Source organism: Christiangramia pacifica (assembly GCF_057221535.1).
Genome location: NZ_CM170146.1, coordinates 2,755,095 through 2,777,126 on the forward strand (window position 1 = coordinate 2,755,095; position 22,032 = coordinate 2,777,126).

The 22,032-nt window shown below is 37.2% G+C and carries 23 protein-coding genes; 15 read left to right on the plus strand and 8 right to left on the minus strand.

The genetic code is table 11. The features are described 5' to 3' along the window. Nucleotides 1–39 precede the first annotated feature (39 nt). Nucleotides 40–705 (plus strand): uracil-DNA glycosylase, encoded by a 666-nt coding sequence (gene ung / locus AC2S94_RS12605; protein WP_484628930.1) that lies wholly within the window; start codon nucleotides 40–42, stop codon nucleotides 703–705. A 42-nt stretch (nucleotides 706–747) separates the two neighbouring features. Here ung and AC2S94_RS12610 read toward each other — a convergent pair whose 3' ends face one another. From AC2S94_RS12610 to AC2S94_RS12640, 7 genes are all read right to left on the minus strand, one after another. Further along, nucleotides 748–1,950, minus strand: coding sequence for a ScyD/ScyE family protein (locus AC2S94_RS12610; protein ID WP_484628931.1), 1,203 nt, complete (start codon nucleotides 1,948–1,950; stop codon nucleotides 748–750). A 286-nt stretch (nucleotides 1,951–2,236) separates the two neighbouring features. Next, a complete protein-coding gene (locus AC2S94_RS12615; RefSeq protein ID WP_484628932.1) occupies nucleotides 2,237–3,088 on the minus strand; it encodes a substrate-binding domain-containing protein in 852 nt (283 codons plus the stop codon). Continuing rightward, the gene (gene ppk1, locus AC2S94_RS12620) at nucleotides 3,085–5,139 is read right to left on the minus strand and encodes a polyphosphate kinase 1 (RefSeq protein ID WP_484628933.1); all 2,055 of its coding nucleotides are present in this window, start codon (nucleotides 5,137–5,139) and stop codon (nucleotides 3,085–3,087) included. The genes AC2S94_RS12615 and ppk1 overlap by 4 nt, the downstream gene beginning before the upstream one ends. Nucleotides 5,140–5,212: 73 nt before the next feature. Next, nucleotides 5,213–6,082 (minus strand): nucleoside phosphorylase, encoded by an 870-nt coding sequence (locus tag AC2S94_RS12625; RefSeq protein ID WP_484628934.1) that lies wholly within the window; start codon nucleotides 6,080–6,082, stop codon nucleotides 5,213–5,215. Nucleotide 6,083: 1 nt separating this feature from the next. Beyond that, nucleotides 6,084–7,013 carry a DUF1835 domain-containing protein gene (locus AC2S94_RS12630; RefSeq protein ID WP_484628935.1) on the minus strand — a complete coding sequence of 310 codons (930 nt, stop codon included), beginning with the start codon at nucleotides 7,011–7,013 and terminating at the stop codon, nucleotides 6,084–6,086. A 27-nt stretch (nucleotides 7,014–7,040) separates the two neighbouring features. Further along, nucleotides 7,041–7,397: a translation initiation factor gene (locus AC2S94_RS12635; RefSeq protein WP_484628936.1), complete on the minus strand. Its 357-nt coding sequence runs from the start codon at nucleotides 7,395–7,397 to the stop codon at nucleotides 7,041–7,043. A gap of 5 nt (nucleotides 7,398–7,402) precedes the next feature. Beyond that, complete coding sequence (locus tag AC2S94_RS12640; protein WP_484628937.1) at nucleotides 7,403–8,350, minus strand: isopenicillin N synthase family dioxygenase; 948 nt, start codon at nucleotides 8,348–8,350, stop codon at nucleotides 7,403–7,405. 128 nt (nucleotides 8,351–8,478) lie between these two features. Here AC2S94_RS12640 and AC2S94_RS12645 point away from each other — a divergent pair, with 128 nt between their 5' ends. The 13 genes from AC2S94_RS12645 (at nucleotide 8,479) to AC2S94_RS12705 (ending at nucleotide 19,175) form a co-directional block, all read left to right on the plus strand. After that, on the plus strand, nucleotides 8,479–10,485 hold the full coding sequence (locus AC2S94_RS12645) for an alpha-ketoacid dehydrogenase subunit alpha/beta (protein ID WP_484628938.1): 2,007 nt from the start codon (nucleotides 8,479–8,481) through the stop codon (nucleotides 10,483–10,485). 131 nt (nucleotides 10,486–10,616) lie between these two features. Then, nucleotides 10,617–10,778, plus strand: a complete 162-nt coding sequence (locus AC2S94_RS12650; protein ID WP_026934355.1) for a DUF1328 family protein — start codon at nucleotides 10,617–10,619, stop codon at nucleotides 10,776–10,778. 83 nt (nucleotides 10,779–10,861) lie between these two features. After that, nucleotides 10,862–11,341 (plus strand): lipocalin family protein, encoded by a 480-nt coding sequence (locus AC2S94_RS12655; protein WP_484628939.1) that lies wholly within the window; start codon nucleotides 10,862–10,864, stop codon nucleotides 11,339–11,341. Between the two features lie 23 nt (nucleotides 11,342–11,364). Continuing rightward, the gene (locus tag AC2S94_RS12660; RefSeq protein WP_484628940.1) at nucleotides 11,365–12,072 is read left to right on the plus strand and encodes a YiaD family glycine zipper/OmpA-like lipoprotein; all 708 of its coding nucleotides are present in this window, start codon (nucleotides 11,365–11,367) and stop codon (nucleotides 12,070–12,072) included. A 79-nt stretch (nucleotides 12,073–12,151) separates the two neighbouring features. Next, the gene (locus tag AC2S94_RS12665) at nucleotides 12,152–13,285 is read left to right on the plus strand and encodes an NAD(P)/FAD-dependent oxidoreductase (protein WP_484628941.1); all 1,134 of its coding nucleotides are present in this window, start codon (nucleotides 12,152–12,154) and stop codon (nucleotides 13,283–13,285) included. Then, nucleotides 13,278–13,988, plus strand: a complete 711-nt coding sequence (locus AC2S94_RS12670; RefSeq protein WP_484628942.1) for a methyltransferase domain-containing protein — start codon at nucleotides 13,278–13,280, stop codon at nucleotides 13,986–13,988. The genes AC2S94_RS12665 and AC2S94_RS12670 overlap by 8 nt, the downstream gene beginning before the upstream one ends. Beyond that, complete coding sequence (locus AC2S94_RS12675; RefSeq protein ID WP_484628943.1) at nucleotides 13,985–15,037, plus strand: type III polyketide synthase; 1,053 nt, start codon at nucleotides 13,985–13,987, stop codon at nucleotides 15,035–15,037. The genes AC2S94_RS12670 and AC2S94_RS12675 overlap by 4 nt, the downstream gene beginning before the upstream one ends. Continuing rightward, nucleotides 15,031–15,825: an enoyl-ACP reductase FabI gene (locus tag AC2S94_RS12680; RefSeq protein ID WP_484628944.1), complete on the plus strand. Its 795-nt coding sequence runs from the start codon at nucleotides 15,031–15,033 to the stop codon at nucleotides 15,823–15,825. The genes AC2S94_RS12675 and AC2S94_RS12680 overlap by 7 nt, the downstream gene beginning before the upstream one ends. 10 nt (nucleotides 15,826–15,835) lie before the next feature. Next, entirely contained in the window at nucleotides 15,836–16,276 is a 441-nt protein-coding gene (locus AC2S94_RS12685; protein WP_484628945.1) for a 3-hydroxyacyl-ACP dehydratase FabZ family protein, read from the plus strand. Nucleotides 16,277–16,280: 4 nt separating this feature from the next. Beyond that, nucleotides 16,281–17,558 (plus strand): beta-ketoacyl-[acyl-carrier-protein] synthase family protein, encoded by a 1,278-nt coding sequence (locus AC2S94_RS12690; RefSeq protein ID WP_484628946.1) that lies wholly within the window; start codon nucleotides 16,281–16,283, stop codon nucleotides 17,556–17,558. Nucleotides 17,559–17,567: 9 nt separating this feature from the next. Further along, nucleotides 17,568–17,822 carry an acyl carrier protein gene (locus AC2S94_RS12695; protein ID WP_484628947.1) on the plus strand — a complete coding sequence of 85 codons (255 nt, stop codon included), beginning with the start codon at nucleotides 17,568–17,570 and terminating at the stop codon, nucleotides 17,820–17,822. Next, the gene (locus tag AC2S94_RS12700) at nucleotides 17,819–18,376 is read left to right on the plus strand and encodes a 4'-phosphopantetheinyl transferase family protein (protein ID WP_484628948.1); all 558 of its coding nucleotides are present in this window, start codon (nucleotides 17,819–17,821) and stop codon (nucleotides 18,374–18,376) included. Before AC2S94_RS12695 ends, AC2S94_RS12700 begins: the two co-directional genes overlap by 4 nt. An 82-nt stretch (nucleotides 18,377–18,458) precedes the next feature. Then, entirely contained in the window at nucleotides 18,459–19,175 is a 717-nt protein-coding gene (locus tag AC2S94_RS12705) for a hypothetical protein (RefSeq protein WP_484628949.1), read from the plus strand. Nucleotides 19,176–19,299: 124 nt separating this feature from the next. Here the strand turns inward: AC2S94_RS12705 and AC2S94_RS12710 are convergent, their stop codons facing one another. After that, nucleotides 19,300–19,872 (minus strand): hypothetical protein, encoded by a 573-nt coding sequence (locus AC2S94_RS12710; RefSeq protein WP_484628950.1) that lies wholly within the window; start codon nucleotides 19,870–19,872, stop codon nucleotides 19,300–19,302. 153 nt (nucleotides 19,873–20,025) lie between these two features. Between AC2S94_RS12710 and AC2S94_RS12715 the strand changes: the two genes are divergently transcribed. Then, nucleotides 20,026–22,011: an aconitate hydratase gene (locus tag AC2S94_RS12715; protein ID WP_484628951.1), complete on the plus strand. Its 1,986-nt coding sequence runs from the start codon at nucleotides 20,026–20,028 to the stop codon at nucleotides 22,009–22,011. The last annotated feature ends 21 nt before the right edge of the window (nucleotides 22,012–22,032 follow it).

Here is a 22,032-nt window from a genome sequence, read left to right on the forward strand (position 1 = left end):
TTCCCTACTTTTGAGGCACTGCAAAGTTACTTAATTCTCATGAACGTAAGAATACATCAAAGCTGGAAAAAGGAGCTGGAACCTGAATTTGAAAAAGACTATTTTCAAAATCTAATTGAATTCGTAAAAAAGGAATATACAGAAAATAAATGTTTTCCTCCAGGACCAGAGATTTTCGCTGCATTTGATCATTCCACATTTGATGATACGAAAGTAGTTATTTTGGGTCAGGATCCTTATCACGGAGTCGGCCAGGCTAATGGTTTATGTTTTTCAGTTAGAGATCATATAGCTATCCCTCCTTCGCTTGTTAACATTTTCAAGGAAATAGAAACGGATCTGAACAAACCCATGCCGACTACCGGAAATCTGCAAAGATGGGCAGATCAAGGGGTTCTGTTGTTGAATGCCACCTTAACCGTTAGAGCACATCAGGCTGGTTCGCACCAGAAAAAAGGCTGGGAAATTTTTACAGATTCGGTGATAAAATTGATCTCAGATAAAAAGAGCAATGTTGTATTCATGTTATGGGGAGGATATGCGAAGAAAAAATCAAAATTGATCGATGCTTCAAAACATCTGATCCTAACCACTGGACATCCTTCACCCCTAAGTGCCAACAGAGGCTACTGGTATGGTAATAAACATTTTAGTGCGGCGAATGCATATTTGCAAAAGCATGGAAAATCTAAGATCGATTGGTAATATAAAAGCCGGTAACTAGACCGGCTTTTATATTAAAGAATTTTATAACATGCTTACAGTGGAAGATCCTCCTATAAATAATTTATTTTCTAAAACCCATAGGTTACCTTTTTTATCAAAGGTGATTGCACTTGGATAAACTAAATTTTCAGCGACTATCTCTACAAAATTTCCATCTGTATCATAAGCTGAAATAGTTCCTCCTCCCATAGGAATTGCCTCAACAAATGCAGATAAAAAGCTGTTGGAATCAAATTCCACAACATAAAGTAATCCATCTGGCCCTAAGACCACATCAATAACCGAAGTTAAACCACTAATCAAAACATTACATTCAGAAGTGTCGTCAATTTCAGAACATACCATGTTCATACCGTCTGCTGGCATTTTCCAAACTCTTGAAAGCCCAACTGGAAGCCCTTCTGGTGCAGCTCCAGATAGTTCACCTACATAGATATAACCGTCTTCACCAATTGCCACTGAAGTTGGAACAGGTTGTACGTAACAGGTTATGTCTTCAACGCCATCTGTAGTTTGAAAGAATTCCAACCATTCTCCTTCCGCATTCAATGGAGGAGTTAGTATTGCTTTCCAGTCAATTTCACCATCGGTGGTCGCCTGTAAAACTGTATTTCCTGCAGCATCTGCTATTAAGACGGTTTCTCCATCAAAGGCAGTAAGTTTATATGGATTATTTTGCGGTCCCGCAGAAAATACAACTTCTCCGTTTTCAGTAAATTCTTCTTCGCATTGTTGATTCTTCCATTGCGGACCTTCAAAAGCGTCAGGATCATAATCTCTTTCGAACTTTGCCAGGTCTGCTACCATTCTAACCTTACCATTGGATGCTCGATAAAGTTCACCTTCCTGAGCCAGGTCTACACCGGCTGTTGTAAAAAATGCATTCCCGGCACCAATAGATTCTATTCCGTTAATATCGGTATTGGTATTGAGATCTGTTAACTTCGAAACCTCACCATTTTTGATAAGCTGAATACTCCTGTTTCCGGAAAATTCATTCAATCCAATCATGATACTTCCATCAGGAGTTGCAGAAATATCGAAGATGAGACCACCAGGAAATTCATAAGGTCCGGAATAGCTATTTTTTGCGCTCAAATCATAAGTGACTTCATTCACTTCCGCTAGGTCTTTCTCACAAGAGAACAATAAGATCGTAGATAAACAAAGAACTAGATAGGTAAGTGGTCTAATTCCCGCCAGTTGCAATTTAAAATTTTTCATAATGTCAAAATTTGATTTATAGTTGATTAATCAGTTACAATATTGACACATAACATGAAAGATATCTTTACAGATATTCTCAATCATGTCACAGGGGCTGAAAATAAACGGGGGTGAGATTTAGAATGCTAAAGCTAGAAATACTAGAAAAAATGTAATAGGGTTCCGGTTTAAAATGACTTAGCTATATGTACTATATAGGATCAAATTAAAACGCCTAAATATACAAAGGAAATTTGAAAAAAAATTAATTAAATAACTGTTATTCAGTATTTTAACAAAACGCTTATTCAGTATAAATTAAGGATTCTGAGGGCACTTTTCCATCAATAAGATTTAAATCCAATAGTTTCTGCTGAACTTTGTCCAAATCTTCTATAGAGATTTGCTGCTGACTCCATTGTGTTAAGTCTAACCACTTTCTGATATCTTCAAGCTTCTGCTGGTATCTTTCTGAAAGTTCCACATCAATATTTTTCTGCAGCTTAAAATCCTTTGTTTCAGAATTAAGAACTGAAAGCATTTTATCCAGGGCTTCAGATTTGGACTCTATAGCTTTTTCGCTAGCAGCAATTACAAAGCATGGCCATGGAGTAGGGCAGTCTGCGATTAGTCGGAAGGTTTTATTATCTACCAGCGGTTTAGTGGTAAAATGTTCCCACATAAAATATTGGGCTTCATCATTTTTAAGAGCTTCAATTGCGCCGTCGAGGTTGTTGACTATCTCGAACTTCAATTCATTCGGATTCCAATTAAGGTGTTCCGCATTCACATAAGCCATGAGATGAGAGCCACTACCCATTCGGCTAATAGCTGCAGTAGTATTTTTCAAGTCTTGAATGTTCTTATAAGGGGAAGCCGCATCCACATGTATTCCCCATATCAAAGGACTGGCGATATAAGTCTGAATGATCTGGCTTTTGTTTCCATTAATAATATCACGAATAATCCCTTCTGTAAGTATCACCGCGGCATCAATTTCTCCTGAACGTAATGCTTTACACATCGCGCCAGTACCTTCAGGGAATTCTTTCCAAATTACTTCAACACCAATTTCCTGAAATTTACTCTTCTCGATACAACGATGCCAGGGCAGATTAAAATGTTCTGGCACACCTCCAACTAAGATCTTTTTCATGACTTGTGTTTTTTCTTCAGAAACTCATAAATTTCATACTGCGAACGAATTTTCTTTTCACCATCTTTTCTTTTGACGTAGGTATTGGATTCTTCCGGATCCTGAATCCTTGCTTTCACGTTATCGCTTAGCTGAATATTCAGGATATCTTTAAATTCCTGCTTGATATCTTCATCCAGAACGGGAGAAATGACTTCGATCCTTCGATCAAGATTTCTGTTCATCCAGTCTGCGCTACCGTAAAACATCAATTCATCACCGCCATTTTCAAAAAGATAGATCCTTCCATGTTCTAAAAATCTATCTACAACGCTCGTAATATATATGTTTTCGCTCAAGCCTTCAATTCCGGGAATAAGACAGGTAAACCCTCTTATGAGCATTCTGATCTCTACCCCGGCGTTACTCGCTTTGTACAGTAATTCTATCATCTCCTCATCCTCAAGACTATTCATCTTTGCAGTGATTTTAGCTTTTTTGCCTTCACGCGCATTCTCGATCTCGTTATAGATGAGCTTTACAAATTCCTGTCTGGTAGAGAAAGGTGAAATAAGTAGATTCTTTTCCCTGGGGATGATCAATTCTCCTTCAAGAACTTTAAACAACCTGTGTAATTCTTTGGTAATATTCTTATTTGCCGTAAAGATGGCATGATCACAGTATATGGCTGAAGTTTCTGCATTAAAATTACCGGTTCCTATATAGGCATAATTCACATTTTCATCACCTTCCTGCCTGCTGATCAACATGATCTTGGAATGAACCTTTACCTTAGGATAACTGTAAATAACATTCGCCCCTTTTTCCTCGAATTTTCGGCCCCAGCTGATGTTATTTTCTTCATCAAACCTCGCTTTTGCCTCTACGAAAACAGTAACTCTTTTACCATTATCCAGGGCTTTCATAAGTGAACTGGTAAGCTCAGATTCATCTGCCACACGATATAATGAAATGCTGATTTCGGTAACTTTTTCATCCTCAGCAGCCATTTCCACAAATCTTTCCACATAAGAAAATGACATATATGGAAAATGCAGGGATTGATCCTTTTCAGCAATATCTTTAAAATAATCCTCACTCTTATCCAGTGTTTTATGCGGAAGAGGAGGTAACTTTTTAAAATGTAATTTTTTATTTTCTGTAGGATCGGGAAACGAAAAGAAATCTTTAAAGTTATGATACTGTCCACCTGGCATCATATCAATCTTTCCAAGTTTTAATAATTTACGGATCTTCTTCTGAATTTCCTTTGGCATTTTGGCATCGTACAACAATCTGGTTGGTTGACCATCTGTACGCTGCTTTAAAGAAGTATATATTTTTTCAGCAAGTACTCCTTCATAAATATCATCAATATATAATTCTGCATCTCGGGATAACTTAATTTCAAAAATTCCTGTGATTTCACTTTCCGGAAAGATCTTATGCGCTTCGTGTCTGATGATCTCGTCGAGATAAGTGATATTGTGCTCTTCTTTGGTATCCTTCAGCATTACAAAGCGTCCGCATTTCTCCACCGGAATATTTACTATTCCAAGTTTGTTCTCATCTTTAAAGGTGACCAGGAAATATAAAACCGAATTTTCCAGAAAAAGTTCATTCTCTTTTTCCAGATCCAGCATGATAGGTTTTATATGCTCTTCAATCTTATCGTTGAAATAATTGTCTACAAAACTTTTCTGAGCTTTACTGAAATGCTCAGCATCAATGATATGAATTCCATTTTCAGCCAGTTCCGGAATGATCTCATTATTATAAATGTCACCGAATTCGTTTTGCTGCTTTTTAACTTCCTGAATGATCTGTTTGGTAATCTTGGATGGACGAAGTGCAAGCTTCTTTCGAATGCTCTTTTTCACCCTTTTCATTTGCCTTAACTGGGAAACCCTAACTCTGAAATATTCGTCTAAATTCGAAGAGAAAATAGCCAGAAACTTCATCCTTTCATACAAAGGATTGATCTTATCTGAGGCTTCCTGAAGAACCCGCTCATTAAAACTCAACCAATTTAGATCTCTATGTCTAAATCGGTCTTCATTAGGTTGCTGCATGGAATATTGATTGTTTGATCAAAAATACAAAGTAGACCATGCTTTGCTTTTAATATATTGTTAAATAAGAAGCCTATTCTGCGATCTTATCGAGCGTATAGATGATAAGTTTATCCATCATTTCCGAAGCATTTTCTAAAAATTCTCCGGTAGCACGATTAGCTAGAACCAGATTCATAGAAGCAGCATAATGACCAAGAAGCTTGGAAATTCCATAGATGCCCGAAGTTTCCATTTCAAGGTTTGTAACCTCATAACCATTAAAATTAAAAGCGGCTATTTTATCATTCATTTTGGGATCTGGAATATCTGCCCTAAGAATTCTGCCCTGAGGACCATAAAAGCCTACATTCGTTCCGGTTAAACCTTTTATAGTTTTATCTGAACTTAATTTATCTATCAATTCACGACCTCCTTGAACCACGTATGGAGTAGCTTTCTTGGAAGACCAGTCAGTTTGCGCTACAAATGCTTCGGCGATATCCTTTCTTAAAAAAAAATCATCTTTATAATAGTGAAGCAATCCGTCAAATCCAAGAGCAAATTCACTGATGATAAAGCTTCCGATAGGAATTTCTTTCCGGATTGAACCAGTGGTACCAATTCTTATAATGTTAAGACTGGTAAGATCCTTTTTGATCTTTTTTTCTTTCAGATCAATATTTACAAGAGCATCCAGTTCAGTTAGGGCGATATCAATATTATCTGTACCCATCCCTGTAGACATCACTGTAATTCTTTTACCCTTATACACACCGGTATGTGTGCAAAATTCTCTTTTTTGCTTTTTAACTTCAATAGAATCAAAATGAACAGTGATCTTAGAGACTCTCGCAGGATCACCAACTGTAATTACTGTATGCGCCAGTTCTTCCGGAAGAAGTCCCAGGTGATAGATAGAACCATCCTCGTTAAGGATCAATTCTGAAGCTTTTAAACTCATTTTATAATTTTAATATTCGGTGAGATTCAGATTCATAAAGAAAATCATACATCTTTGCTCCGCCAAAAAACTCATCATTCTTAAGCTCTCTGTAAAAATTCTTTTTGCCGTTTAAAGCCATTTCTCCTTTTTCAGTTAAGCTGATTTTTTCATCTTTACTTTCGTAAAAAATAGAGAGTTTTTTAAGAAGACGTTGCATTTGGGAATCACTATATCCATAATATCCCTGATATTGCAAGACATAGCCCAACAAGTGATTGAAATTTTTTATGTTATAGCTGTCAATTAATCTCAGTACATTTCTTTCCAAGGAATTAATCCCGGATATGCTGTTTGGAAAACGCTCAATGTGCGCGCGGAGGCAACTGGATAAATATTCAAAGTTAGTTTTCACTTTTATCTGAGGTTTTAACTTCATGGGGTTATTTGCACAATATAATTCCCAGATTAAAACTGCTGTTTCAATATCCTCGGTATTTAGTTGAATACTGTTTTTATAATGATTACCTAATTCTTTAATGCTTAGCTGTGATAACGGCTGAAATTCCTTTTCTCCTTTCAATTTTTTGCTACAAACCAGCGAAATAGGGATTTTGTCACTTTTTTCGGCTAAGAGGCTAATGGCCGCTAGCATATTTATATGACAGAAAAGATCGAATTCAAACCAGAGAACTACATGATTATAATTCTTTAAACTTTTAAGGCGTTTGATTTCATCAATAAAACGCTCCTCGTAGTTTTCCGCAGAAATATTATAAGTATTAAGAAGAAACTTTTTTCGAAGTTTGTAAAAATTGGAATTTATCTCTTTTTGAGTGGGCCCTTCACATAGTAATTCTCTCCAGATAATTAGCTCGCCAGGCAAATTCAACTCTTGCATTTGCTCGGCCAGACTATCACCGTTTACGATGTGTAGGATTTTATTTTCCATTTTAAATATGTAAAAAAGCGTGTTAGATCAACCTCCAACACGCTTTACATTATATCCTTCTTTTTTCAAAATCTGAATGATTTTTTCGCGGTGATCGCCCTGGATGATAATTTCACCATCTTTAGTAGAACCTCCAACACCACATTTTTTCTTCAGCATTTTTCCAAGGGCAATCAGATCATCATCTGAACCAATAAATCCTTTGATTATGGTCACGGTTTTACCGCCACGACCTTTGTTGCTGAAATGCGCTTCAAGTTGCTGATCTTCTGGAGTAAGTTCTTCCTGGGATTCTCCGTCAGTGTATTCAGATTCGTCAAATTCATCATTGGTGGAAAAAACGAAACCTCCCAGATCTTCGAGACCTAATTTCTTTTTTGCCATAACGATTATTTTGCCAGTCCTATTTCAACTAAACGCTGGTGTAAAAATTCTCCAGCGGTGATATCTTCATATTGTTTTGGGTGATCTTCATCAATACATTCCTCTAAACAATCCAGTTTCATTTCACTACGTGGGTGCATAAAAAATGGAATAGAGTATCTTGGTTGTCCCCATTGTTCTTTTGGCGGATTAGTCACACGGTGAATGGTAGATCTCAATTTATTATTGGTATGTCTTTCTAGCATATCACCAACATTGATTACCAATTCATCTTCCTGTGGTACAGCATCGATCCATTCTCCATCTTTTCTTAAAACCTGTAGTCCACCGGTGGAAGCACCCATCAATAAGGTAATAAGGTTAATATCACCATGAGCTCCTGCTCGCACAGCTCCTTTAGGTTCCTCTTTGATAGGAGGGTAGTGGATAGGCCTTAAAATACTATTTCCATTGCTGGCCCAGTGATCAAAATAATGTTCCTCAAGACCGATGTATAGAGCTAAGGCACGAAGAACGTAGATACCTGTTTTTTCAAGCATTCTGTAGGCTTCCATTCCTGTGTGGTTGAAATCTTTCAATTCTTCAACCTGAACATTTTCAGGATATTCTTCAGTAAGATTTGCATCATCTGATGGCTCCTGACCAAAATGCCAGAATTCCTTTAGATCTCCTTCTTTTTTACCTTTAGCATGTTCTTTACCAAAAGAGATATAACCTCTCTGGCCGGCAAGACCTTCAATTTCGTATTTCTGTTTTGTTTCAACAGGCAGGTCAAAAAATGCTTTAACTTCTTTGTATAATTCTTCTACGAGTTCATCACTAAGAAAGTGATTCTTTAATGCCACGAATCCAATTTCTTCATAGGCTTTTCCTATCTCGTTTACGAACTTTTCTTTACGCTTTGGATCATCCGATAAAAAATCGGCCAGATCTACGCTAGGTATATTATTCATTGCCATTTTTAGCAGTATTATGTTATAAGGTAACAAGCAAAGTTAAGTAAAATAAAGGGATATGCCGTTCGTTTATATTTTTCTTAGCATATAGAAATTTGGTTACATTTGAGATATAAAATTATTTTATGTTTTCAAATACCACGAAATCCGCGCAAATAGAATATGATAAATCTGGTCTAGATAATGAAGTTTTATTAGACCTATATCGGTCTATGCTTAAACCTAGAATGATAGAAGAAAAAATGCTGATTTTGCTAAGACAGGGAAAAATATCAAAGTGGTTTAGTGGTATTGGTCAGGAAGCGATTTCAGTAGGAGTTACCAAAGCCTTGCATAAAGATGAATATATCCTTCCAATGCACAGGAATCTTGGGGTATTTACCAGCCGAAATATTCCATTAAACCGACTATTTTCCCAATGGCAGGGTAAAGCTTCCGGATTTACAAAAGGAAGAGATCGCAGCTTCCATTTTGGAACGCAGGAATATAAGATCGTTGGAATGATTTCACACCTGGGCCCACAGTTAGGGGTAGCCGATGGAATCGCGCTGGCTCATAAATTGAGAGAAGAAAAAATGTTGACAGCAGTTTTTTCGGGAGAAGGTGGTACCAGCGAAGGTGATTTCCACGAAGCTCTAAACATTGCTTCGGTGTGGGATTTACCAGTTCTATTCTGTATCGAGAATAACGGTTACGGACTTTCTACTCCAACTTCTGAACAATACCGATGCAAGGATCTAGCTGATCGCGGAGCGGGATATGGAATGGAATCTCACATTATTGATGGTAACAATATTCTGGAAGTATATTCAAAAATATCCAGCATCGCGGAAAGTGTCAGAAATAATCCCCGCCCGGTTCTTATAGAATTCAAAACCTTTAGAATGCGAGGTCACGAGGAAGCTAGCGGAACTAAATATGTTCCCCAGGAGCTGATGGATGAATGGGAACAGAAAGATCCTATTCTCAATTTTGAAGATTTTCTTCTAAGCAATAAGATTTTAACTGATGATCTAATAGAGAAATATAGAAGAGAAATTCTATCCGAAATCGATGATAATCTTAAAAAAGCATTTTCCGAAAACGCAGTTGTAGCTGATTCTACTACAGAGTTAAATGATGTCTACGAAGAATTTAAATATCAGAAGGTTAGCCATACCATAAAAAGTGAAAACATTCGATTTATTGATGCAATTGCCCAGGCATTAAAATCTTCCATCAGGAAGCATGAAAACCTGGTGTTAATGGGTCAGGATATCGCAGATTATGGCGGAGTATTCAAGATTACAGAAGGTTTCGTGGAGGAATTCGGCAAAGACAGGGTAAGAAACACTCCTATTTGTGAATCGGCAGTTGTAGGTGCCGCGATGGGACTATCTATTAATGGTATGAAAGCCATGGTTGAAATGCAATTCGGTGATTTCGTAAGTTCCGGCTTTAATCCTATAGTTAATTACCTGGCAAAGATAAGATACAGATGGAACCAGAATGCCGATGTGGTATTACGCATGCCTTGTGGTGGTGGAGTTGGAGCTGGACCGTTTCATAGCCAGACTAATGAAGCCTGGTTTACTAAAGTTCCAGGTCTAAAAGTGGTATATCCTGCTTTTCCTTATGATGCGAAAGGTTTATTGAATACCGCTTTCAATGATCCCAACCCGGTATTATTTTTTGAGCATAAAGGTTTATATCGAAGTATTCGGCAAGATGTGCCGGTAGATTACTATACACTTCCATTCGGTGAGGCCTCCTTAATTAATGAGGGGGAAGAAGTAAGCATTATTACCTATGGAGCTGGCGTCCACTGGGCACTGGAAATCCTTGAGGAAATGGATTTCACCAATGCAGATCTTTTGGACTTGAGATGTCTTCAGCCTTTAGATCTGGAAAAGATTTGCCAATCTGTTACCAAAACCGGTAAATGCATCATCCTTACAGAAGATTCGCAATTTGGAAGTTTTGCCTCTGAAATTGCTGCCCAGGTTTCTGAAAATTGTTTTGAGAGCCTGGATGCACCAGTGACTCGTGTAGGTAGTTTAGATACCCCGATTCCATTCGCCGCTAATCTTGAAAAACAATATCTTCCAAAGGATAGATTTAGAGATAAGCTGAAAGATTTAATAGAATATTAATAAGTCTTATTAAAACGTTTAAACTAATTAAGAATCCTTAACAAATCCACTGTTAAATTATTAATAATCTTTTGTTGAGGGAATACACCTGCTGTAATTTAGACTTAACTAATCAATTAAATCTATAAATTATGGTACGTTTAATCGTTATTTTTCTGATTATCGCGATCATCGCTGCAATCTTCGGATTTGGTGGTGTTGCAGAAGGCGCAGCAGATATTGCTAAGATCATTTTCTACATTTTCCTTGTATTACTAGTGATCTCTCTATTAAGCAGACTTTTCAGAAGATAATAAAGTAAAACAATTTATATATCCAATGTGTTCTTATGTAGCTCATAGTGCACATTGGATTTTTAGTTTAAAACAAATCTAGAATGAAAAAGTATTTAATTTTATTTACCGTGGCTATTATATTGGCAGCTTGCGGTGGTACCAGTAAAGTAGCTAAAGAAGCAAGAAAAACTTTTGACGGCAACTGGACCTTAACTAGTATCACTTACCCAAATAATCCTGGTGATTTTAATGTAACCCTATTCAATGAAGCGTCTGCATCATGCTTCGAAAATAGCACATGGGATTTTGTTTCCAATAATAATCGTGGAACATATACGGTAAGTGGTGTTGGATGTGATGGAGAAACAAATTATTTCATCTGGTCAATTGATGAAGAAAATACACCGGCAGGTGTTTATGACTTCTTGTTGAAACCAACTAATGACAGTTACAAATCTACCACAGGTAATCAGGGATTCAGATTAAATCTAAAAAGTATTTCTGAAACCAACATGGTTTGGGAGCAAACAGTCAGCCTAGATGGCTCTCCCTTTACCATTAGAATGAATTTTTCTAAGTAATAATTAAAGTAAACAGAATAGCTATGAAAACAGTATTTAATAGAATGTTCGCCATATTGGTTGTATCAAGCCTATTATTCGGTTGTGAAGCCACCAGAAATGCGAATAATAAGCAAAAAGGTGCCGTAATAGGTGCTACAGGAGGAGCGGTAATTGGCGGTGTTATTGGTAATAACACTGGTGATGGTAATACTGCTTTAGGTTCTATCATTGGCGGAGTTGTTGGTGGTGCCGCTGGTGCAATTATTGGTGACAGAATGGATAAACAGGCCAAGAAGATTGAAGAAGAAATTCCTGGAGCAGAAGTTGAAAGAGTTGGTGAAGGTATCAATGTAACCTTCGATGAAAGTAGTGGTGTTTATTTTGATACAGAAAAATACAATATCAATGCTAAGTCTCAGACTACCTTGAATAAACTTGCTGATATTTTCAGAGAATATCCTCAATCTAACATTCTTGTAGAAGGTCATACAGATAACACAGGAAGCGACAGTTACAACCTAACTCTTTCTAAGAATAGAGCTCAGGCGGTTACTGGTTATTTAGTAGATAATGGTATTGACAAAGGTAGATTCACTACAAAATGGTATGGAGAGTCTCAACCGAAGTATGATAACAGTACTGCTGAAGGACGTTCAAAAAACCGTAGAGTAGAGTTGGCTATCGTTGCAAACGAGGAGCTTAAAGAGCAGGCTAAAAAAGAAGCTGAACAACAAAATAACGAGAATTAATAAATTCTTATAAATAAAGTTTTGAAGAATCCCGGAAGTAATTCCGGGATTTTTTTATCTAATTATGTAACTTCATAAAGTGCAAAATTCCCAGGTTACAATTATTGGTGGCGGGTTGGCAGGTTTAACTGCCGCAATCCATTTATCTAAAAATGGGATTAAGGTGATATTATTTGAAAAAGAAACCTTTCCTCATCACAAGGTTTGCGGGGAATACCTTTCCGGAGAGATCTTACCGTATCTAAAATCTCTATCTGTAGACATTCTTAAGCTGAATCCACCTAAGATCAGTCAAATGGAATTTTCATCACAAAACGGTCAAAGAATTCATACTGAAATGGAACTTGGCGGGATTGGTATCAGTCGATACAATCTGGATAATCTTTTATATGAAGAAGCAAAAAATACTGGTTGCGAGGTCATTCAGAATTCTGTAGTTGAAATAAATTATTCCGAAGGAAAATTCATAGTTAAAACTGACGATTCTCATGTGGTGACTTCAGAATTTGTCCTTGGAGCTTTTGGTAAAAGATCTAACCTGGACAAATTTTTAAAACGTGATTTTATTCAGGAAAAGTCTGGTTGGCTTGGAGTAAAAGGACATTATAAAGTTCCAAAAGGTTTTTATCCGGAAAATCTAGTTTCCCTGCATAATTTTGATGGGGGTTACTGCGGCTTATCTCAAACTGAAATGAATACCATCAATGTTTGCTATCTGGCCACTTATGAAAGTTTCAAAATATTTAAAAATACTGAGGATTACAAAACTAAGGTCCTGATGTCTAACCCAAGATTGAAAGAATTTTTTGAAGTAGCAGAACCTATATTTGAGAAAGATCTCAGCATAGCCCAGATTTCATTTGAGAAAAAATCTATTGTTGAAAATCATATTCTAATGCTTGGAGATTCAGCGGGTTTAATTCATCCGTTATGTGGAAATGGTATGGCCATGGCAATTCATAGTGCTAAGATCGCATCAGAAAATATTCTGAAATTTTATACTGAATCAGAAATTACCAGAAGTGACGTGGAGAATCTATATATTTCAGAATGGAATCAGAATTTTCGAGACAGGATTCGAACAGGAAGAGTTTTGCAGAAAGTACTTCTGAATCCGACACTGGCAGGACTTTCTCAAAACCTAATAAAAAGTTTCCCTAGAATTTTACCACAAATTATAAAGCGCACTCACGGAAAAAAGATCCATGTTTAGAATAGACACCTCGAAACGAACAGATGAAAGTGAGATCATGGATGATTTCGAACTTCAGGGGAAAGAATTGAAGCGCACGCTTAAGGACCTCGAAAACATTAATTCCTGGCTAGGAGGAAATGGCATTACCATCAATGGAATTAAAAAACTTATGTCTGATGAAAAGAGGACCATCAAAATTGCAGATATTGGATGTGGAAATGGAGCGATGCTCAGAAAAATTGCTGACTGGAATAAAGATCAGAATTTTAAATTAACTGGAATAGATGCAAATTCTCATGCGATCCATATTGCCACAGAGCTATCCGAAAATTATGATAACATAGAATTTCTTGAATTGAACATTTTTAGTAAAGAATTCAGGCAAATGGAATTCGACATAATTCTATGTACTCTAACCTTACATCATTTTAAAAATGATCAGATCATTGATCTTTTGAATCAATTGGTTGATCAATCTAAAGTCGGTGTGGTGATAAACGATCTTCAGCGAAGTAAAATAGCCTATAGGTTATTCCAGGCATTTTGCGCAGTATTTGTACAAAATGAGATCGCCAGGAAAGACGGGCTGATTTCCATATTAAGAGGTTTCAAAAAAAATGATATAAAAGCATATTCAGAAAAAATAAAAGGTTTTCATGAGATTTCCTGGAAATGGGCTTTCAGATATCAATGGATCATTAGAAAGAAAAGTAATATATGAGCGTACACATTGAGGGAGTTGAAATAGAACTTCCAGAATATTCAAAAGAGACAAAAGATATATTGCCATTGGTTGAGGGCTGGATGGAAGATCAGGATGATAGATTTCGACGTAAAATTTTAAAGATTTTTGAAGGTGCCGGTGTGGATAAACGCTATTCTATCATGGCTCCGGAAGATGTTTTCACCGCCACATCTTTTGAGGATAAAAATAACATCTATGTGCGTGAAGTTAAGAAGCTTGGAGAAAATGTTTTGAAAAAATCCTTAATGAATGCTGGCTGGGATGCTGAATCGCTGGATTATATCATAACTGTTAGTTGTACCGGGATTATGATTCCTTCCCTGGACGCATATTTAATTAATGCCTTAGACCTTCGACAGGATATTACCAGGCTTCCGGTAACCGAAATGGGTTGCGCTGCGGGAATATCAGGAATGATATACGCTTTTAATTTTTTAAAGAATAACCCGGGAAAACGAGCAGCAATCATTGCGGTTGAAAGCCCGACAGCTACCTTTCAGTTAAATGATTTCAGTATGGCTAATATGGTTAGTGCTGCCATATTTGGTGACGGTGCGGCCTGTGTGCTTTTATCTTCCGAAAACGAAGCGAAGGGACCTAAAATCCTGGGTGAGGAAATGTATCATTTCTATAACGCCACGCAAATGATGGGTTTTGATCTGACTAATAACGGTCTTCAAATGATACTAGACCCCGCCGTTCCCGAAACGATCTCAAATCATTTTCCTGATATAATCCATCCCTTTCTTGCGAAGTACGATTCGTCAATTGAAAGAGTAGACCACCTTATTTTTCATCCTGGAGGAAGAAAAATTGTGCAGACGGTTTCTGATCTTTTTGGTAACTTAGGAAAGAATATAGATGATACCCGGGAGGTTTTAAGACTATATGGAAATATGAGCAGCGCAACTGTACTATATGTTTTGGAAAGATTTCTGAAAAAAGATATTTCCAAAGGAGAGCAGGGTGTGATGCTGAGTTTTGGTCCAGGGTTTTCAGCACAACGAATTTTAATTGAATGGTAATGGATTTTCAAGGAAAGAATTACTGGGCTTTGATTTTAGGTGGAAGTAGCGGCCTGGGCTATGCCAGCGCAAAAAAACTCGCCAAGCATGGGATGAACATTATTATCATTCACAGAGACAGAAGAAGTGAAATTCCAGATATTGAAGAAGCTTTTGATGAAATTCGTGAATCTGGTGTTCAATTTGAAAGCTTCAATGCAGACGCTGTAAAACGTGAGAGTAGAGAAGAATTGGTTCAGAAAGTTAAAAAGGTCCTTGGTGAAAATGGCAGAATAAGAACCTTGTTGCATAGCATCGCAAAAGGTAATTTGAAACCAATGATTGGGGAAGATAGTCCTCTTGAAAATATAGATTTTCAATTAACTATAGATGCAATGGCTCTAAGCCTGTATGATTGGACCCAGGCAATTTTTAAAAATGATCTGTTCACAAAAGATGCTCGAGTAATTTCTTTTACGAGTGATGGGAATAAAAAGGCCTGGAAGAATTACGCAGCTGTTTCGGCAGCAAAGGTAACCCTTGAAGCTATTACGAGAAGCATGGCGCTGGAATTTGCCAAATATGGGATACGCGCCAATTGTATTCAGGCAGGGATAACCGTTACCCGCTCATTTCAAATGATTCCGGGTAATGAAACATTAAGAGTTCACGCCTTAAAACATAATCCTTTTAGAAGATTAACCGTTCCCGATGATGTTGCTAACGCTGTTTATCTGCTAAGTAAAGACGAGGCCAGTTGGATTACAGGTACTATTATTCCGGTTAATGGCGGAGAGCATTTAATGTAAATATCGCGCATTGGACAAGAAAACCATCCTTAGCAAACTGCCTTACACTTCTCCATTTTTATTTGTAGACGAAATTATCAGTGTAAATGAAAATTCTATTTCAGGCAACTATACTTTTATAGCCGATCTTGATTTTTATAAAGGTCACTTCAGGAATAATCCTGTAACACCTGGAGTTATTCTAACTGAATGCATGGCGCAAATAGGATTAGTGAGTCTAGGGATCTATTTATTGGATTTGGAGAAAGAAAATAATGATAATCTTCAGGTTGCTTTAACGTCCTCAGATATTGAATATCTCAAACCGGTTTATCCTGGTGAAAAAGTTACTGTGAATTCAATTAAACAATATTTTAGATTTAATAAATTGAAATGCCAGGTTGAAATGTCCGATTCTGAGGGGAATAAAGTTTGCAAGGGAACAATCGCCGGAATGATCATCAGAAATTAATTGTATGGGGAAACGAGTGGTAATTACCGGGATGGGAGTTGCTGCGCCAAATGGCGTTGGTCTTCACGATTTTGAACATGCTCTTAAAAACGGTAAAAGTGGTATCCGGTTTTTTATAGAACTAGGCCAGCTTAATTTTAGTTGCCAAATAGGAGGGAAGCCCCAGATTTCTGAAGAGCTTATAAAAGAATATTTTACTCCTTTACAATTACGCGGTTTGAACAGCAGCGGAATTATTTATGGAGTCATAGCTGGAACTGACGCTTGGAAAGACGCCGACTTGAAAATATCTGACGAAAATCAACCAGATTGGGATTCCGGGATCATTTTTGGTACCGGGATTCTTGGAGTTGATAAATTCCGAGAAGCTATTCATTTAATTGATGAAGGTAAAACCAGGAGATTAGGAAGCACCAGCGTGGTTCAAACCATGGCCAGCGGAATTAGTGCTTATTTAGGAGGAAATCTAGGATGTGGCAACCAGGTAACCACTAATTCTTCAGCATGTACTACTGGTACTGAAGCACTATTGATGGGATTTGATCGTATTCAATCTGGAAGGGCGAAACGAATGCTCGTAGGAAGTTGTGGCGATCATGGTCCTTACGTTTGGGGCGGATTTGATGCTATGCGGATTCTTCCCAATAAATATAATAGCAATCCTGAAAAGGCTTCCAGACCAATGAGTGAATCCGCCACGGGATTTGTTCCCGGAAGTGGAGCTGGCGCTTTATTATTGGAAGAACTTGATTCTGCTCTGGAAAGAGGAGCCAGAATTTATGCAGAAGTTCTGGGAGGAGAAGTAAATAGCGGAGGACAAAGGGGAGAGGGAAGTATGACCGCTGCAAATAATGAAGCAGTTGAAAGATGCATAAAAAATGCGTTGAAAAACTCTGAAGTTCCAGCTGATCAAATAGATGTTATAAACGGTCACCTTACGGCAACCAACCGTGATTCGGCTGAAATACTTAACTGGACCAGTGCGTTGAATAGAAAAGGGAAAGATTTTCCGTTTATTAATTCTTTAAAAGGTATGACTGGGCATTGTTTAAGCGCTTCAGGTTCCATAGAATGCGTAGCATCGGTGCTTCAGTTAAATGGTAACTATGTATTTCCGAATGTTAATTGTGAAGATATACACCCACAGATTCTTGAAATGATCGATTCTGATAAAATACCGCAGAAAATCGTAACTGATCAAAAAATTGAAGTTCTGGCGAAGGCCAGTTTTGGATTTGGAGATGTAAATGCTGTAGTTTTACTAAAAAAATATACTGCCTAAAATTTAATCATGAGTGAAAAAGAGATTATTAGCAAGCTTAAATTAATTGTTACTCCATACGTTCAAAGAGAAGAGGGACTTCAAAATTTTCAGGAGGACACAGATTTCCTGCAGGACCTTCAGATAAATTCTGCCAATCTTGTAGATGTGGTATTGGACGTGGAGGATGAATTCGATATTGAAATAGATAATGAATCTATGGAAGGGATGCTTACCGTTGGTGATGCAAAGAATATTATTCAGAATAAATTAGCCCAGGCTTGATAGGAAACGATCTCATAGACCTGAACCTTGCCTTAAAAAACAAAAAAGCTGGTAACTCAAGGTTTTTAAATAAGATTTTCAATAAAGAGGAAATTGATCAAATTAACTCTTCATCTAATCCTGAAATAATGATCTGGCAATTCTGGTCTTTAAAAGAAACAGTGTATAAAGCTCACCAAAGAATATTCAACTCTCACAGAATATTTAATCCATCAAAATTTAATTGTGTAGACATAGGAGAGAATAGCTTTGAGGTAAAACATCAAAATTTAAATTATGAGTGTTATTCAGAAATTACTTCCAATTATATTCACAGTTACACCTTTTCAAACAATTTAATTTCGAAAGTATACTACAATACTGTTTATGCTCAAGAAGAACTATTAAGGTTAGTCTCTCACAGTCTGGAATTTTCAGAAAATGATTTCGAAATAAGAAAAAATGAAAAGAACATACCCTCTATCTATTTTTGTAATGAGGAGAAATCCGTTCCTTTTTCTTTAAGCCATCACGGTAATTATACAGGTTTTCTTATTCCGTTAATTAAGTCCTAAAACCAGTTAAACATTTAAAAACTGGGTTGACGTCTACAGCCTTCTTTTGTATCTTCAATCATCAATTAAAAAACATTTATATATGAAGACAGTAGATAAAATGGAGGTACTTCACAGCCAGTCGGCAGAATTTATACAACAAGGTGAACAGGGGAAATTTTTAAAATTGATCCCGGACACTTTTATTATAAAAGGAGATGAAGAAAACGGAGTTTATAATCAGGGATATGCGATCAGACATTTAAATCGCAGAGATATGATCCTCATAGATGTTGTTGAAAAATCTTCAAAGGCTGCTGTAAAAAAGCTGGTGGAAGAAGGATATAATATTAAAGGTATTCTTATCACTTGTGATGGTATTCTGAAAACTGCATATGCCGATCTGAAAACTATTTCTGAAGATGCAGGTGGAGCACCAATTTATGCGCACCCTAGGAATAATTTCAAGGATGACTTCAAAACCAAAGATATCACTGGAAAAGACAAGGTTCTTGACAGTTTTGATATTAATATTTTTGACCTTCCGGGAAGTGAAGGAGCATCTGTAGTCGTTTATACTGAAATCAATGATGGTATGCTTTTCCCAGGCGAAGATGCTGTTGGATCAGATTATGATTCAGAGTTGAATACTTTTATCAGACCTGAGAAAAAGAATGAGAATAATGATTTTGGACTGGCAGAAAGCTGGGCTGCATTTGATACTCCATTTACTTTCTTGTTTCCTCGAAAAGGAAAACCAGGTTTTAACCTCGAAGAAGGACAACAGATCGATATTCTAAATAAGCTTGGTAAAAGCTAGGTTTAGTAATAAATAATATATTCCGAAAGGGCTGTTTCGAAAGATTCTGTTTGACCATGATTGCCTTGAATTCAGTAAATCCGTCAATTTCAATTTCTTTAGAAATGCCCTTTTTCTATTTAACTTAATCAGAAGTGTTTTTTTGCTTCTGATTTTCTTTTTCTTGCTCTTCAGCTTCTTCAACCTCTTCCGAAGAAATTAATGGATGGTCTTTAATATTCAATCCAACAATTAGGATCACGTTGGTTACAGTTCCATATAGCATCATGACCACCGCAATAAAACCACCTCCCAGCAGGGAAGCCGTCATCAAACTGGCATAATAGATAGTTTCATACCACCCACTGGTTACTTCTTTAGATTCACTTATTGGAAGATTTAGTAAAAGAAAAGCAATGACAGCCGCCACAATTAAGATTGTATCAGATTTGGCGATCATAAGCACATCTTTATAATGTCTATCTGTTAATCTGGATTCTGAAGATCTGCTTAATCCCAGTAAAGTAAGCATTAAAGCCAGAATGGTTGTAGAACCTAAAATTACCGTATTGCATAGCATATTGATTCCGGACATGGAATTTTTCAATAATTCCATGGCTTTGTAACCTGAGATTTGCCCTAGAATGAAAGTTCCTGTTCCCATAACGATTGTAGAAACAATTCCTCCTACGATGGCTCTTTTTACTATTTGATTCATTGATTAAAATATTTGCAACTAAATATAGAATAAATTGAAAATATTAATTCTTATTGAATTCAGGATGATTCGTGCTTTTAAAACTAAGGTTCTGTTAAAGGCAATGTTTCTTCTTATGAAAGTTGGTAAATTAAAGTTTAAAAATATCCAACTATGTCAAAACTCAATGTCACGCAAAAGCTTATTAAAGAACATCTTTTAAAAGGTGAAATGGAACCTGGAAAGGAAATTGGAATAAAAATCGATCAGGCCTTACTTCAGGATGCAACCGGAACTTTAGTACAGCTTGAACTTGAAGCCATGGGATTGAAAAAAGCCCAGACCGAGGTTGCCGTTCAATATGTTGATCATAATTTATTACAAACCGATTTTAAAAATGCTGATGACCATTTATTTCTTCACTCAGCAGCGCAAAGATTTGGTCTCTGGTATAGCAGGCCAGGAAATGGAGTAAGCCACCCTGTGCACATGCAACGCTTCGGCAAACCGGGGAAAACTATGGTAGGTTCAGATAGTCACACACCGGCAGCAGGTTCCCTGGGAATGCTTGCCATTGGAACTGGAGGTCTGGACGTTGCTGCTGCAATTGCGGGTCAGCCATATTTCGTAAAAATGCCTGAAGTGATGGGAGTAAAACTTACCGGTAAATTACCAGACTGGGTAAGTGCTAAAGATGTTATTCTAGAAATGCTCAGAAGATATGATGTGAAAGGTGGAGTAGGGAAGGTGATCGAATATTACGGTGACGGATTAAAACATCTTAGTGCCATGGACCGCCATGTCATTGCGAACATGGGAGCAGAATTAGGTGCTACCACAACGGTCTTCCCAAGTGATGAAGAAACAAAGAGATTTTTAAAATCTCAGGGAAGAGAAGAAGATTGGGTTGAAATAAAAGCCGATGAAGGTTGTAAATATGATTATGAAGATGAAATTATTCTGGACGAATTAATACCTCTGATTGCCTTACCAACCAGTCCAGGAAATGTTGTCCCTGTAAGAGAGGTAGAAGGAAAAGATATTAGTCAGGTTGTAATTGGATCTTCAGCTAACCCGGGATTAAGAGATTTCTGGATTGCAGGAGCCATAGTAGAAGGAAAATCGGTAAATAATGATGTATCGTTTGATATCAATCCAACTTCAAGGCAAATGATCCAGAATATGATCGAAAACAGGGCTTTTGCTAATTTGATTAAAGCAGGAGCTAGATTTCACCAGTCAGGATGTATGGGATGTATCGGAATGGGGCAGGCCCCGGCATCAGGAACCATAAGTTTAAGAACAATGCCGCGTAACTTCCCTGACAGATCTGGGACCAAGGATGACCAAGTACATTTGTGTAGTCCTGAAACAGCAGCAGCTTCAGCATTAACTGGAAAAATCACGGATCCACGAGACCTGGAGAAAATTTACGATATGAAATATCCTAAATTCAAACATCCTGATCTTGAAATTATCAATACTGAAATGCTGGTTGCACCACCAGAAGATGGTATAGGTATCGAATTGAAAAAGGGACCAAATATCAAGTCTCTTCCATATATAGATCCTATGAAAGAAAAATATGATGTTCCAGTTCTTCTGAAAATGGGTGATAATATTTCAACTGACGAGATCCTGAAGGCCGGAGCAGAAGTGCTGCCATTCAGAAGTAATCTTCCTGAAATCAGTAAGTATTCTTATACGGTGATCGACGAGTCATTCTACGACAGAGCAATGGATGCCAAAGAAGAATTTGGTGGCCATATCGTAGTAGCAAAAGATAATTACGCGCAGGGATCGAGTAGAGAACACGCGGCAATTGCACCAAAATATTTAGGGCAGGTTGCGGTTATTGCAAATTCATATGCTCGTATAGCCTGGCAAAACCTCGTTAATTTCGGAATTCTTCCATTAGAGTTCATAGATATTTCAGATTATGATAAAATCGAGCAAGGTGATATTGTAAGCTTTAAAAATCTTCGAGATGATGTCAAGCACAGAAGAAATGTGAAGGTGATAGTTAAGAACGATAACGGAAAATCAGAAGAATTTGAGGCCAAGCACACCATGAGCGACAGGCAGATTGAAGTATTGTTGAAAGGTGGTATCATCAATGAGTTCAAGGAAAAACTTGAAAAAGAGAACTTGAAAGCCTAGGAATAAATACAAATACTATAT